14 protein-coding genes and 1 tRNA gene are annotated in these 13,769 nt (G+C 56.5%); 4 read left to right on the top strand and 11 right to left on the bottom strand.

Annotated features, from left to right (window positions below):
• Positions 1–3 precede the first annotated feature (3 nt).
• From C1J02_RS18955 to clpS, 7 genes are all read right to left on the bottom strand, one after another.
• Entirely contained in the window at positions 4–1,323 is a 1,320-nt protein-coding gene (locus tag C1J02_RS18955) for a TRAP transporter large permease (protein WP_114879959.1), read from the bottom strand.
• Position 1,324: 1 nt separating this feature from the next.
• Positions 1,325–1,906 carry a TRAP transporter small permease gene (locus C1J02_RS18960; protein WP_114879960.1) on the bottom strand — a complete coding sequence of 194 codons (582 nt, stop codon included), beginning with the start codon at positions 1,904–1,906 and terminating at the stop codon, positions 1,325–1,327.
• A gap of 78 nt (positions 1,907–1,984) precedes the next feature.
• Positions 1,985–3,025: a TRAP transporter substrate-binding protein gene (locus C1J02_RS18965; RefSeq protein WP_254693161.1), complete on the bottom strand. Its 1,041-nt coding sequence runs from the start codon at positions 3,023–3,025 to the stop codon at positions 1,985–1,987.
• A gap of 267 nt (positions 3,026–3,292) precedes the next feature.
• Positions 3,293–3,369, bottom strand: a tRNA-Met gene (locus C1J02_RS18970).
• Between the two features lie 111 nt (positions 3,370–3,480).
• Positions 3,481–4,281, bottom strand: a complete 801-nt coding sequence (locus C1J02_RS18975) for an SDR family NAD(P)-dependent oxidoreductase (protein ID WP_114879961.1) — start codon at positions 4,279–4,281, stop codon at positions 3,481–3,483.
• 21 nt (positions 4,282–4,302) lie between these two features.
• Positions 4,303–5,295 (bottom strand): class I SAM-dependent methyltransferase, encoded by a 993-nt coding sequence (locus tag C1J02_RS18980; RefSeq protein WP_114879962.1) that lies wholly within the window; start codon positions 5,293–5,295, stop codon positions 4,303–4,305.
• A gap of 3 nt (positions 5,296–5,298) precedes the next feature.
• On the bottom strand, positions 5,299–5,640 hold the full coding sequence (gene clpS / locus C1J02_RS18985; protein ID WP_114879963.1) for an ATP-dependent Clp protease adapter ClpS: 342 nt from the start codon (positions 5,638–5,640) through the stop codon (positions 5,299–5,301).
• Between the two features lie 91 nt (positions 5,641–5,731).
• Between clpS and C1J02_RS18990 the strand changes: the two genes are divergently transcribed.
• Complete coding sequence (locus C1J02_RS18990) at positions 5,732–6,451, top strand: HAD family hydrolase (RefSeq protein ID WP_114879964.1); 720 nt, start codon at positions 5,732–5,734, stop codon at positions 6,449–6,451.
• Between the two features lie 227 nt (positions 6,452–6,678).
• Positions 6,679–8,136, top strand: a complete 1,458-nt coding sequence (locus tag C1J02_RS18995) for a D-alanyl-D-alanine carboxypeptidase family protein (RefSeq protein ID WP_114879965.1) — start codon at positions 6,679–6,681, stop codon at positions 8,134–8,136.
• 10 nt (positions 8,137–8,146) lie between these two features.
• Here C1J02_RS18995 and C1J02_RS19000 read toward each other — a convergent pair whose 3' ends face one another.
• Positions 8,147–9,025, bottom strand: a complete 879-nt coding sequence (locus C1J02_RS19000; protein ID WP_114879966.1) for a LysR family transcriptional regulator — start codon at positions 9,023–9,025, stop codon at positions 8,147–8,149.
• Positions 9,026–9,279: 254 nt separating this feature from the next.
• Here C1J02_RS19000 and C1J02_RS19005 point away from each other — a divergent pair, with 254 nt between their 5' ends.
• The gene (locus tag C1J02_RS19005) at positions 9,280–9,807 is read left to right on the top strand and encodes a cysteine hydrolase family protein (RefSeq protein ID WP_114879967.1); all 528 of its coding nucleotides are present in this window, start codon (positions 9,280–9,282) and stop codon (positions 9,805–9,807) included.
• 46 nt (positions 9,808–9,853) lie between these two features.
• Complete coding sequence (locus C1J02_RS21340) at positions 9,854–9,973, top strand: DUF6552 family protein (protein ID WP_368073760.1); 120 nt, start codon at positions 9,854–9,856, stop codon at positions 9,971–9,973.
• Between the two features lie 11 nt (positions 9,974–9,984).
• On the opposite strand, the gene C1J02_RS19010 is transcribed toward C1J02_RS21340, so the two are convergent.
• The 3 genes from C1J02_RS19010 to C1J02_RS19020 are packed head-to-tail and all read right to left on the bottom strand — an operon-like array spanning position 9,985 to position 13,762.
• A complete protein-coding gene (locus C1J02_RS19010; RefSeq protein ID WP_114879968.1) occupies positions 9,985–11,565 on the bottom strand; it encodes an ABC transporter ATP-binding protein in 1,581 nt (526 codons plus the stop codon).
• Positions 11,562–12,668: an ABC transporter permease gene (locus C1J02_RS19015; RefSeq protein ID WP_114879969.1), complete on the bottom strand. Its 1,107-nt coding sequence runs from the start codon at positions 12,666–12,668 to the stop codon at positions 11,562–11,564. The genes C1J02_RS19010 and C1J02_RS19015 overlap by 4 nt, the downstream gene beginning before the upstream one ends.
• Positions 12,668–13,762: a microcin C ABC transporter permease YejB gene (locus C1J02_RS19020; RefSeq protein ID WP_114879970.1), complete on the bottom strand. Its 1,095-nt coding sequence runs from the start codon at positions 13,760–13,762 to the stop codon at positions 12,668–12,670. The genes C1J02_RS19015 and C1J02_RS19020 overlap by 1 nt, the downstream gene beginning before the upstream one ends.
• Between the last annotated feature and the right edge of the window lie 7 nt (positions 13,763–13,769).

Below are 13,769 nucleotides of genomic sequence, written 5' to 3' on the forward strand. Positions count from 1 at the left end.
CTGCTACTCCGGCAACAGGAACAAGGTGATTGCAGGGAACAGAACAAGGATGATGACCCGCACGATGTCAGACCCGACAAACCACATTACCGCCTTGTAGGTTTCCGTCATGGGTGTTTGGCGGTCCATGGAATTGATGATGAACAGGTTCATCCCAACCGGCGGCGTGATCAACCCCACCTCGACCACGATCAGCACCAGTATACCAAACCAGATCGCCAGATGTTCGGGCGTCATGCCAAAATCCATCGCCGATATGACCGGGAAAAAGATCGGCACAGTCAGCAGGATCATCGACAGGCTGTCCATCAGACAGCCGAATATCAGATAAAAGATCAGGATCATCGACATGACCAACAACGGGCTGAACCCTTGCGTTACAACCCAATCGGCCATGAACTGCGGCACGCCAGACAGCGCCAGAAACCCGTTATAGAACGCCGCCCCCAACACAATGAAAAAGATCATCGCAGTGGTGCGCGCCGTGCCAAGCAGGCTGTCGCGCAAGATACTCCAGTTAAGGCTGCCTGACACCAGCGCCACCAACCCCGTGCCGGCGGCACCAATCGCTGATCCTTCGGTTGGGGTAAACCAACCCAGATAGATACCACCCACCACTATAAAGAAAATCACCAAGACGGGCCAGGTATTGGCCAGCGCCTTGAACCGTTCGCCCATGGGGACAGCAGGCCGCGTCCCCGCCGACTTTGGATTCAAGCGCACATAGATCGAGATGGTGATGATGTATCCGATGGCCGCCAGGATGCCCGGAATGAAAGCAGCCAGAAACAGCTTGGCAATATTCTGTTCCGTCAGGATCGCATAGATCACCAGGATCACCGAAGGCGGGATCAGAATACCCAGCGTGCCGCCAGCCGCCAATGTGGCAGTCGAGAAACCACCGGAATACCCATATCGCTTCAGCTCGGGCAGCGCGACCTTGGACATGGTCGCGGCGGTGGCCAGTGACGACCCACAGATCGCACCAAAACCCGCGCAGGCCCCAACAGCCGCCATCGCGACACCACCCCGCCTGTGGCCAAGAAAGCTTTCTGCGGCCTTGAACAGGGCCTGTGACATGCCTGACAGCGTTGCAAATTGCCCCATCAACAAAAACATAGGAATGATGCTGAGCGAATAGCTGGAAAAGGTCGTGTAAGTCTCTGACTTCATCTTCGCCAACAGCGGGGTCGGATTGCCACCCATCGCCATAAACCAGCCACCAAAACCACACAGCAGCATCGCCAGCCCGATCGGCGCACGCAAAAACACCATGATCAGCAGAATGGGGAACGACCAGAAGCCCAGTTCAAGATTGCTCATCTCAATGGCCCCCATGCTCGGACGGCAGGATACTGCGGCCCATCACGGCCTCCCCCAGACGCATCGCGGCGCAATAGACCGCCGTGACACAGGCCACGAGGCCCGCGGCAAAACTAAAGGCGTAGGCCCACCAGACCGGGAACTGCAAAAAGAACGTTGTCTGACCATTTCGGATATAGCGTTCCATCCCGCCAAACAATTGATTGACGATCAGCAATATCACCGCGGCCAGAACGATTTCCCAAAACGCGGCGATCCAGCGATTTGCACGGGGCGGCAGGAAAGAGGTGAAGATGTCGACAGTCGCATGCGCCCCATAAAGCTGACAGATCGGCAGGAACGAGAAGATCGCAAAGGCAACACCGGCCTCCAGCAATTCGTAGTTGCCGTTGATTTCCCCCACGCCCAGATCCAGCAGCCACTGCGCCAACCCGGTCAGATTCTGCTGAAAGAAGTCGCCATGCATGAGCTTGTTAAGCGACCGGCCAATGATGGAAAAGGTCGTCATTATGATCAAAACGATCAGCACAAGCCCCCCGGCCAAAGCGGTGACGCGGGCAAGGGTCTGGATCAACCTGTGCATGTGAAGTCTCGCATAATAGTGATAAAAAATCTGCGGCAGGAGGCCCTGCCGCAGATCATAGTCATGTCGTTGAACCGGTTACTTGTCGTAAGCGTCCATCAGCATCCGCGCCTCGTCGATCAGCGCCTGACCGTCGATGCCTTTGGTCTGCATATCCGCAATCCATTCGTCATAGATCGGCTGTGCCGCGTCTTTCCAGACCTGCGTTTCCTCAGCATTCAGGGTCACGATGTTGTTGCCACGGTCCGCTGCCAACTTGCGCGCAGGACCATCAGAATCTTCCTGCGTGCCACCGGCAAAGATCGAAAATTCCAGACCTGAATTGTCATCGATGACCTTTTGCAGATCCGCAGGCATGCTGTCGTATTTGTCTTTGTTCATCGCCAGAACAAAGGTCAGTACGTAAAGCGCGTTACCGGTGAATTCGGTGTGGTTGCTGACCAGTTCCGGCACTTTCAACGCGGCGGTCACTTCCCATGGAATGGTGGTGCCGTCGATCACACCTTTTGACAGACCCTCAGGGATCGCCGGAACCGGCATGCCGATGGGTGTCGCACCGGTGATTTCCAGCAAACGGTTTGCAAGCCGCGATCCACCACGGATTTTCAGCCCCTGCATGTCGGCAGGTGTGCGTACTTCTTTGTTGGTGTGGATCAGGCCCGGACCGTGCACCCATGTTCCCAGGATGTGCACATCCTTGAACTCGGTGTCTTTCATGTGTTTTTCGAACATCTGCCAGTAGGCAGAAGATGCCGCGCGGGCATTTGTCATCATGAATGGCAGCTCAAACACCTCGGTGCTTGGATATCGGCCGGGCGTATAGCCCACAACGGTCCACACGATGTCTGCAACACCATCAATCGCCTGATCCATCAGTTCGGGTGGGGTGCCGCCCAATTGCATGGAAGGATAACGCTCAACCTTGATGCGCCCTTCACTGTCTGCCTCAACCTTGTCAGCCCAGACATCCAGCACCAACTTGGGCACGTTGGCTTGTGGTGGCAGAAATTGGTGCAGGCGCAGTGTCACGTCCTGTGCCAGTGCCGGCGCTGCACCTAGGCCCATTGCAAGTGCGGCCGCACCCGCCAGACCCAAAAACGCTTTGCGTGTCATTTTCATTGTATTCTCCCTTTATTCGGCATGCGACAGTCGCTGAGGCACTTTCCGACGTTTCGTCTTTTTTTCCTGACGCTAAGCGACTGACTGTTTTTTGTCACCACTCATTTTGAACATAGCCATTATGAACCGCGGCGACGCCATACTCACGTCTGAGAGCCGCATCAAGCGCAGTTGTGTTTGTAACTATCAAGGCCAAACCGGCCTTCAATGTCGCAATTTTCAGGCCTTAAGCATCTGAAATTGCCATGGCGCAATCGGGTGAAAATGTGGTGGCGTTACCTGGATTTGAACCAGGGACCTAACGATTATGAGTCGTTCGCTCTAACCAACTGAGCTATAACGCCATCGGCGCGTGGACTATGCCAGTGCCGGGGTGCCGTCAAGGGCCAAATCCCAACCCGACACAATGATCATCGCCGCGCCAGCAATTATTCTGAGTGTTCCCCAACGCGCTGTTAGTGCGCTGGCGCTGTCACAGCATCCAGCAGGCTGCGCCCCCCGTCGATCACGATGATCTCTCCGGTCATAAAACCTGAACTTTCAGCGGCCATAAACTGCACCGCATGGCACAGCTCATTCGGGGCGGCAATCCTGCCCAACGGCGTGTGTTTGCGGATGTCATCACGCCACTCCCGGTTGTCCGCCACAGATTCTCTCAATGACGTGCTCATCACCGATCCAAACGAAATGGCGTTCACCCTGATCCTGTGAGGTGCCAAAGACAGGGCCATAGACCGGGTCATTTGCTGAACCGCTGCCGACGCAATGGAATAGCCCATCAATTCAGGCTGGATCTGACGCGCGGCGATGGAACTTAGGTTGATGATGGAGCCAATTTGCCCTTCAGGCTGATCCGCTGTCCGCTTCATCATCCGTTTGGCCACCATTTGTGACAGCTGCAAGGCTGTCATCAAATTCTGCTCTAGCAAAGTCGCAACCGAAGTGTCTTCCACATCCAAGGCGTCTGTCACCAACAGCAGTCGGGAGGCGTTGACCAGAATATCAACCTCTTCAAAGGCATCAATCGTTGCGGACAGCAGGTTCGCAAGCGTCAGCCTTTGGCGCAGATCACCTGAAAAGGTCCGTATGTTGCCATCCTCGGGTTCATCCCCCAAGGCTTCCATCAGCTTCTTTTCGTCGGAATCGGCGCACATCACATTTGCGCCTTGGTCCGCCAGATGCCGTGCAATCGCAAGGCCAATGCCCGTTGCGGCACCCGTTACAATTGCCGTCTTGCCAGTGATCGAAAAAGACATCCTTGATCCTTTCGGGAGATGCTACCGCCGCGCCCGCGTAGGCCGGGCAGCATGAAAGAGCTTAAAGCGCGCGTCGCCGCCCAACTCTTCTACAAACGAAAACCGTTTATTCAACTCGGCTTCATAAGGTAAATGACGGTTTGCCACCATCCATAGATCACCATGACCTGACAATATCCGCGCCGCAGTGGCCACAAAGGCCTGTCCAATCCGTGGTTCCGCCGCCCTGCCGGTGTGAAACGGCGGGTTCATCACAACCGCATCCATTCGGTGCGGCGGTTGCCATGTTACCGCGTCATCCCAGTAAAACCGCGCACGCTGATCGGTCACGTTGCGGCGTGCGCATTCCAGCGCCATATCACCAGCCTCAACCAGATGCAGCGTCTGAACCTTTGGTCGCGACAGGATATGTGCCGACAAATATCCCCAGCCCGCCCCAAGATCAGCAACCTCGCCCGACAACTTTTCCGGCAGCGCCTCGACCAGCAGGGCAGAGGCCAGATCAACACCATCCGCAGAGAACACGCCCGGTGCCGTCCAAAATCCACCTTCTGTCTGCGACGGGCCTGCGACCCAATCCGCGAAAAAATCGGCTGCAGGGGCGGTGATCCAGAACATCTTGCCATGCGCCTTGGATACCGGACCTTTTACCGTCACGCGCGCCCGCATTTCACGCAGGATCGAATCTGCGCCATCGGTTTTCTGACCGTCAATCACAACCACGCCATCACTGACCGCACATGCCTCAGCAATCAACGCCCGCGCTTCGACCTTGGAGCGCGGCAGGCAGACAATTGCGGCGGCGTATCGGTCTTTGGTGCTGTGGGCGACATCATATCCACGCGCGGCCCAGGCATCAAAATATGGCTTGAAATCATGAATGATCAGGCATCGATCGGCGGGCAGCCCCTCCAGATCTGCATCGACGGGCGGCTGAAAAACCGCGATCCGCCCTTCCTCCGGCAGGTCAAGCCCGCCCCCGTTCAGCGCCAGCTGCATGCGCGCATCAATCACGCGCTATTCTTCTTTTTCCATGGTGCATTGCAGCGGATGCTGATGACGCCGGGCAAAATCCATCACCTGCGCCACCTTGGTTTCTGCGATCTCGTGGCTGAACACACCAACCACGGCCAGACCCTTTTTGTGGACCGTCAGCATAATTTCAAACGCCTGCGCGTGGTTAAGACCAAAAAACCGCTCCAACACATGCACGACAAATTCCATCGGCGTGAAATCGTCATTCAGCAGCATCACCTTATACAGCGGAGGCCGCTTGGTCTTGGGCTTTGTCTTGGTCAAAAGATCGGTCTGATCTTCGTCGCGGGGACCTTGTGCCATCATGTAGTCGTCAAGGCGCATTGCTGCTCCTGATCTGGAAATGGGTTATATGTGAGTCGCTTGGACGTCTATATAACCTGCTTACGGATTTAGAAAAGAGGCAGTACAAAAGATGACGCGGCCCCTGACCACCATTGGTTTCGATGCAGACGACACATTGTGGCACAATGAGCGGTTCTTTGCACTGACGCAGGACCACTTTGCCGAGTTGCTTTCCGATCATACCGACAAGGACCATCTGATGGAACGCCTGCTTGCGTCAGAGCGGCGCAATCTGCCCCATTATGGATTTGGAATCAAAGGCTTCACACTTTCCATGATTGAAACAGCCATTGAGGTCACGGAGGGCCGCGTGCCTGCCAAGGTGATTGCGGAGGTGCTGGCAGCGGGTCGTGAAATGTTGTCCCATCCCATTGAATTGCTGCCCCATGTCCACACAACCCTCGATGCGCTCAAAGAGGATTACCAATTGGTCCTGATCACCAAGGGCGACTTGATGGATCAGGAACGCAAAGTGGCCCAGTCGGACCTGCGCGATGTATTTGATGCCATTGAAATCGTCTCACAGAAGACCGCTGTGGAATATTCAGAGATATTCGCGCGGCATGGTCATGGGGCGCAGCGCGGGCTGATGGTGGGCAATTCGATGGCGTCTGACGTGCTCCCGATGATTGCCGCAGGCGGATGGGGCGTGTTTGTGCCACATGGTCTGACCTGGGAGATCGAACATAGTGAGGCACCCGACAATCATGCGAGATTTGCAGAGATTGAAAATCTGGGCGCGTTAACGGGTCTGATTGGCGCGATTCAGGATGGTCAGCACTGCAATTGAATTGGGGCGCTGACCGCCCCAATGCTGCCATATTCCTGCCACATTGGCCCCCTTAGTACATGCGCTGGCGATACCCCCAACATCTGGATGTCGCACTTTAATTTTTTTACCTAATTGCCTTGATTCAAAGGGTTTATCGAAAAAGCGACATATGTTAGCCTGACACCAATCAAAAATGTGGCCAGTCGAAAAAATCGGCGGTCTGAGGCAGTAAAAGGCAGATTATAATGAAGGTGCGGCGCATTCAGCCGGCCCGTTTTGGGCTATTTTTCATTGCGGCATTTTGGCTTTTGGTAGTGGTCCCGCTGAGCGCGATGGCAGCGCCCTATGCTGCTTATGTCATCGACGCCCGGACGGGTAAGGTGATCCATTCGCGCAATGCCGACACCCGGTTGCACCCCGCCTCGCTGACCAAAATGATGACCCTCTATATCGCGTTTGAGGCGATTGAGCGGGGCCAGATTTCCCTTGATACCAAGGTCACCATTTCCAAGAATGCCGCATCAGAACCGCCCAGCAAGCTGGGTCTGCGCCCAGGTCAAAAGATCGCGCTGCGCTATCTCATCCGCGCTGCCGCGGTGAAATCCGCCAACGATGCGGCCACCGCCATTGGCGAAGCGATCGAAGGGTCAGAGGCCAAGTTTGCCCGCCGGATGAACCGGACGGCCAAGGCGCTCGGAATGACACGCACCACATTCAAGAACGCCCATGGCCTGACCGAGGCCGGACACCTTTCTACCGCCCATGACATGACCATCATGGGTCGGCATCTGCTTTATGATTACCCTGAGTATTACAACCTGTTCTCGCGCATCACGGCGGACGCCGGCATGCGCAAGGTGTCGCACACAAATCGCCGCTTTCTTGCGTCCTACAAGGGTGCCGATGGCATCAAGACCGGCTACACCCGTGCGGCTGGCTTTAACCTGACCGCCTCCGCGGAACGTGGCAGTGAACGTATCATCGTGACCGTATTTGGAGGCCAGACAACCGCATCACGCAATGCCAAGGTGGCCGAGCTGATGGACATGGGTTTCCGCCGCGCACCCTCACGGGCCCCCCTGCGCAAACCAAATGCCCCCGTGTATGCCGATGTCGAAAGCACACCGAGTGTCGCACCGGGATCAACAGCGGGCGGTGCGGGCAAAACCATTCGTCTTGTCGGGGCGGTGAAGACCTCCAAGCGGCCCCAGATCCGGCCCGTGGCAGAGCAGGTTGTGGTCGTGGCCACCGCCGAACAACCCAATGCAACCAGCACAATGTTAAATGCCGACATCACCGCCGCCCTGCGTGAGGCGGTCGAAACCCCCGCCCCTGATGTTCCCGTGACATTGGCCTCGGCGACCCCCACGCTCAGACCAGCAATAAGGCCCAAAACATCCGCCCCCGTGCGCGCCCAGAAAAAAGCCGTCGAACAGGAGATCGTGACCCGTGTGTCCACATCTGGCGGGCGGCATTGGGGCGTAAACGTAGGTCGCTATCCCAGCCGATTTGCCGCTGAAAAAGTGCTGTTGAAAACCGCGTTGACCGAAATGGCAACACTGGATGGGTCCTTGCGCAAAGTTGTCCGCAGACCACAGGGATTTGATGCAAATTTCCTTGGCATGACCCGGGAAGGCGCTGATCAGGCGTGCCGCCGCTTGGCCGCGCGCAATGTGAGTTGTTTCATGATCGGGCCGGAGTGATCTGAAACTCTTAGCCGATAGCCCCCTCGCGCCTGATCCAGCGCACGAAATCTTTGAGCACGGGACGCATCACGCCAGGCCGCGTGACGATATGATAGCCCATCTCGGGCCGATCCTCAGTCTCAATGACACGCAACCGGCCCGCAGCAATATCACGCTCAACAAAGGTCCGCACCGTCACCGCGACCCCCTGACCATCGCGCGCACCATCCAGCAACAAATTGCCCGGCACTTGGGTAAGTCCAAGCCCGAATTTTAGCTTCACACCTTGCTGAGCCAGCCATCGCGTCGCCTCAGATGTACAGAATTCTTCGAGCCACGGCAGGTCTGTCAGGTCCTCCGCGCGCGGTAACGCGCCCTCCCCCACAAGCGAAGGGGCCGCAACAACAACCATCGGTGATCTGAGCAACATCTCTGAATCCAACCCCGGCCAATCACCCGCGCCATAACGGATCGCCAGATCAATGCCGGTCGAAGATAAGGTCACGACCTCGGGCGTGGGGTCCAGCATCAAATCGACCTGTGGATGCAAATCGCGAAACTTGGGCAAACGCGGCATCAACCATGACGCGGCAAAGGTTGGTGTCGTCGAAACATGCAAAGGCCGTTCATCACGCGCCCCGGTTATCAGGCGCACCGTGTCGATCATGCCACCAAAACTGCTATGCAACGTATTGGCCATCTGTTCACCCTCTGCGGTCAGGGTCATCGACCGGCCGTCGCGGTTCAGCAATGCCACATCCAGATGCGCCTCAAGGCTGCGCAATTGCTGACTGATCGCTGCATGGCTCACACCCAGCGCATCACCTGCCGCCACGACGCTGCCGGTTTCAGCAAAGGCCGCAAAGGATCGCAAAGCCGTCAAGGGCGGAAGGTCGCGCCAATCCATATTAAACCCCATCTTACATGATTAGAATTTCAATGACTCGCAGGTTTGCGCATTTTCTGCAACTTATAAAGGGCAAAATTCGGAACAAGAGGAAATGTCATGTTAAACATTTACGCACAAACTTTAATGACTGCGACACGAAGCGGATGTGTCCGCCTGCGGGACATGCCGCCAAAAACACCCGTGAAACGCCTGAATTGGTTTGCAGGTCGCAAGACCCGCTGCATTGATCCGGCCAAATTGTGAGCACGGTCATGACACCCACCCGCGCGGTGATCCTTGTGGACATCCAGAACGATTATTTCGCGGGCGGGCTTTGGCCCGTCGACGATATGGACCGCGTTGCCGATGCCGCCGCGAACGTTCTGGATGCGGCACGCGAAGCGGGCGATCTGGTGATCCACATCCGTCATGAGGCCACCAGCGACGCAGCTCCGTTTTTCCGGCCCGGCACGACAGGTGCAGACATTCATCCAAGTGTTGCACCGCTCGGAAACGAATCCATCATTCTCAAGCACCGGCCAAACAGCTTTTACCAAACCGACCTGCAGGAACAGTTGCAGTCTGCCGGGATCCGCGACCTCACAATCATCGGTGCGATGACGCAAATGTGCATCGACGCCACCGCACGGGCCGCGCGTGATCTGGGGTATGATGTCACGTTGGTCGCGGATGCCTGCGGGGCAAAAGCAATGACATTTGGGGCAACCGCACTTACCGCCGAACAGGTGCAGGCGGCCTTTCTGGCAGCATTGGCAATGTCCTATGCAACGGTGATCTGAGCCGGTCAAACGGACCCAATGAATTCAATGACCAAGGGACCCTGAAATGGCGGCAACTCCTGACATTCCAAACGCGCCACTGCGAGATGCAAGGGTTGCGTTCTGGATCAAGTGGATCGCATCACTCTTTCAGATCGTGGGCTATGGTGCCATTGCCCTTGGCTGAAAATACTTGCCTCAGGCGGTCACCTGCAAAAGGGCACGGGTATAATCGGACTGCGGATTATCATAAAGATCACCCGCCTCCCCGTACTCCACCACGTCACCGCCTTTCATCACGATCACCTTGTGTGACATGGCGCGAACGACCTTCAGGTCATGGCTGATGAACAGATAGGCCAGCCCGTATTTAACCTGCAGATCCCGCAGCAGATCGACAATCTGAACCTGTACCGTCATGTCGAGCGCTGATGTCGGTTCGTCCAGCACCAGTAATCGGGGGCGCAACACCATGGCGCGGGCAATCGCGATACGCTGACGTTGACCACCGGAAAACTCGTGCGGATAACGATCCATCGTGGCCGGGTCGAGGCCTACCTCAATCATCACCTCATGGACCAGTTCGCGCTTGTCGCGCGTTTCATCGACATTGTGGATGCTCAGGCCCTCAGCGATGATCTGAAAACAGGTCATCCGCGGCGACAGTGACCCAAAGGGATCCTGAAACACAATCTGCATGTCCTTGCGCAACCGCCGCAGTTCACGGGTGGACCATTGCCGCACGTCCTGCCCCATAAAGGTGATTGCACCCTCAGATGAGATCAGCCGCATGATCGCCAGCGCCATGGTGGTCTTACCCGATCCGGATTCCCCCACGATGCCAAGCGTCTCACCCGCCCTGACGGAAAACGTCGCATCATTAACCGCCTTCACATGCCCCACGGTGCGGCGCAGCAACCCTTTGGTGATTGGAAACCAGATCTTGAGGTGATCGGTCCTGACGATTTCTGGGGCGTCCTCGGGCACCGGGTCCGGTTGGCCCGTCGGCTCCGCGCTTAACAGTTTGATCGTATAGGGGTGCTGCGGGTTTTTGAAAATCTTGGCAGTTGGCCCCTGCTCCACAATCTCGCCTTGCTGCATCACACAGACCCGGTCGGCAATCCGGCGCACGATGCCAAGATCGTGGGTAATGAACAGCAGCCCCATGCCCATCTTATCCTTGAGGTCTTTCAGCAGGTCCAGAATCTGCGCCTCAATGGTCACATCAAGCGCCGTGGTTGGCTCATCCGCGATCAGCACGTCAGGCTTGTTGGCCAGCGCCATCGCGATCATCACCCGCTGACGTTGACCGCCGGACAATTGGTGGGGATAGGCACCCAAACGACTTTCGGCGTCCTTGATCCCGACCTTATCCATCAAATCCAGAATACGGCTGCGCGCCTCTGCGCCGACAACACCCTGATGCAGCGCCAGCGATTCCGCCAACTGCTTTTCAATCGTGTGCAGCGGATTGAGCGATGTCATCGGCTCTTGAAAGATAAAGCTGATGTCGTTGCCGCGCACCTTACGCAGCAGCGCATCATCGGCACCAATCATCTGCTGGCCGTCATAGGTGACAGATCCAGATACCTCAGCACTGTCACCCAGCAAGGATACCGTAGAAAGCGCCGACACAGATTTGCCCGACCCGCTTTCACCGACCAGGGCTACCGTTTCGCCACGCTCGACCGTAAAGCTGACACCGCGTACCGCGTGGGTCAACGCCCCGTCCTGACGAAAGCTGACGCTCAGGTCCTTGATTTCCAAAAGTGCGCTCAACTAAATGTCTTTCTGGGGTCAAACGCATCCCGGATGCCTTCGAAAATGAACACCAGCAGCGACAGCATGATGGCAAAGGTAAAGAACGCGGTGAACGCCAGCCATGGGGCCTGCAGGTTCTGCTTGGCTTGCAGCGTTAATTCTCCCAATGAAGGCGCTGAGGACGGCAATCCAAAGCCCAGGAAATCAAGGATCGCAAGCGTGCTGATGGTTCCGGTGATGATGAACGGCAGCATCGTCAGCGTGGCGACCATGGCATTGGGCAGCATATGCCGGAACATGATCGTCACGTTACTGACCCCCAGCGCCCGCGCCGCGCGCACATATTCCAGATTGCGCGCGCGCAGAAACTCGGCACGCACCACGCCGACCAGCGATGTCCAGCTAAAGAGCACCAGCAAAAAGACCAACAGCCAGAAACTGCGCCCCAAAATCGCGAACATGATGATGATCACATAGAGGCTGGGCGTGGAGGACCAAATCTCAATGATCCGCTGAAAAATAAGGTCCGTCCAGCCGCCAAAGAACCCCTGAACCGCGCCCGCGATCACGCCAATGATGGATGCAAGGCCCGTCACAATCAGCGTGAACAAGATCGACAACCGAAACCCATGGATCACCCGCGCCAACACGTCACGTTTGGTGCCATCGGTGCCCAGCCAGTTCTGCTCATTAGGCGGCAAGGGGGCAGCGCCGGGCCGGTCAACGGCAGTATTGAACGAATAGGGAATTGGCGGCCAGATCGCCCAGCCCTTTTCAATCTCTGCGCCCGCAATCTCACCATCCTGCGCGTCCTCAAGGAACGCGTCGGGATCATCAAAACAATCCTCCAGACCGCCGGTCGCGATCAGGCATTTGACTTCGGGGTCGCGGTACACGGCCTCAGTTTCGAAATCGCCGCCAAATGCCGTTTCGGGATAGAAGCTGAATATCGGCATGAAGTATTCACCCCGATAATTCACCAGGATCGGTTTGTCGTTGGCCACAAATTCCGCAAACAGTGAAATGCCAAACAGCACCGCAAAAATCCACATGGACCAATAGGCACGCCTGTTTCGGGTAAAATTGCGCCAACGGCGCTGATTGAGCGGGGACAAAGCCATCAGCCCTCCCGCCGTTCAAAATCAATACGCGGGTCGACCAGCACATACATCAGGTCCGACAGAATACCGACCAGCAGACCAATCAGGCCAAAGATAAACAGCGTGCCAAACACGATCGGATAATCCCGCGCCACCGCCGCCTCAAACCCAAGCCGCCCCAGACCATCCAGCGAAAATATCGTTTCGATAATCAGCGACCCGCCAAAGAACACCCCGATGAACACCGCCGGAAAACCCGCAATCACAATCAGCATCGCGTTGCGAAACACATGACCATAAAGCACGCTACGCTCCGACAGCCCCTTGGCGCGGGCGGTCATCACATAGTGCTTCTTGATCTCGTCAAGAAAACTGTTCTTGGTCAGCAAGGTCAGCGTGGCAAAGGCCGAAATCGTCGAAGCGAGAACCGGCAGCGCGATGTGCCAGAAATAATCCGCCACCTTGCCCAACGGGCTCAGACTGTCCCAGTTGTCCGATGTCAGGCCGCGCAACGGGAAGATCTGCCAGTATGATCCGCCTGCAAACAGCACCAGCAACAGGATCGCAAACAAGAAACCAGGTATCGCATAGGCCGCAATGATCGTGCCAGACGTCCAGGTATCAAAACGGCTGCCATCTCGCACCGCCTTGGCGATCCCCAATGGAATAGAGATGATATAGGCAATCAGCGTCGACCAAAGCCCAAGGGTGATCGACACGGGCAGTTTTTCCTTGACCAGATCAATCACGCTGATCGACCTGAAATAGCTTTCGCCAAAATCAAACCGGACGTAATTCCACATCATGTTGAAGAACCGCTGCACCGGCGGCTTGTCAAAGCCGAACTCCTTTTCCAGTTCTGCAATGAATTCCGGCGGCAACCCCCGCGCGCCGACATAAGTGCTGTCTGACCCCCGCGCCAGATCATCGGTTACGCCCGCATCGTTGTTTTCACCGGCAAACCCACCAAACACGTCACCGCCGCCCTGAATGCGTGCGATGGCCTGCTCCACCGGGCCACCCGGCACAAACTGCACCAGCGCAAAGTTGATCAGCATGATCCCGACCAACGTCGGAATGATCAGCAACAGCCGTCGGATAATATAGGCGCCCATGGGTGCG

Origin of the sequence: Sulfitobacter sp. SK011 (assembly GCF_003352065.1) — a bacterium.
Classification (GTDB): Bacteria; Pseudomonadota; Alphaproteobacteria; order Rhodobacterales; family Rhodobacteraceae; genus Sulfitobacter.

Coding starts and splice junctions, on each gene's coding strand:
- C1J02_RS21340 (WP_368073760.1), top strand. CDS start 9,854: ATGGCGGCAACTCCTGACATTCCAAACGCGCCACTGCGAGATGCAAGG.
- C1J02_RS18955 (WP_114879959.1), bottom strand. CDS start 1,323: ATGAGCAATCTTGAACTGGGCTTCTGGTCGTTCCCCATTCTGCTGATC.
- C1J02_RS18960 (WP_114879960.1), bottom strand. CDS start 1,906: ATGCACAGGTTGATCCAGACCCTTGCCCGCGTCACCGCTTTGGCCGGG.
- C1J02_RS18975 (WP_114879961.1), bottom strand. CDS start 4,281: ATGTCTTTTTCGATCACTGGCAAGACGGCAATTGTAACGGGTGCCGCA.
- C1J02_RS18995 (WP_114879965.1), top strand. CDS start 6,679: ATGAAGGTGCGGCGCATTCAGCCGGCCCGTTTTGGGCTATTTTTCATT.
- C1J02_RS18990 (WP_114879964.1), top strand. CDS start 5,732: ATGACGCGGCCCCTGACCACCATTGGTTTCGATGCAGACGACACATTG.
- C1J02_RS18965 (WP_254693161.1), bottom strand. CDS start 3,025: ATGAAAATGACACGCAAAGCGTTTTTGGGTCTGGCGGGTGCGGCCGCA.
- C1J02_RS19015 (WP_114879969.1), bottom strand. CDS start 12,668: ATGGCTTTGTCCCCGCTCAATCAGCGCCGTTGGCGCAATTTTACCCGA.
- C1J02_RS19000 (WP_114879966.1), bottom strand. CDS start 9,025: ATGGATTGGCGCGACCTTCCGCCCTTGACGGCTTTGCGATCCTTTGCG.
- C1J02_RS19020 (WP_114879970.1), bottom strand. CDS start 13,762: ATGGGCGCCTATATTATCCGACGGCTGTTGCTGATCATTCCGACGTTG.
- clpS (WP_114879963.1), bottom strand. CDS start 5,640: ATGCGCCTTGACGACTACATGATGGCACAAGGTCCCCGCGACGAAGAT.
- C1J02_RS19005 (WP_114879967.1), top strand. CDS start 9,280: ATGACACCCACCCGCGCGGTGATCCTTGTGGACATCCAGAACGATTAT.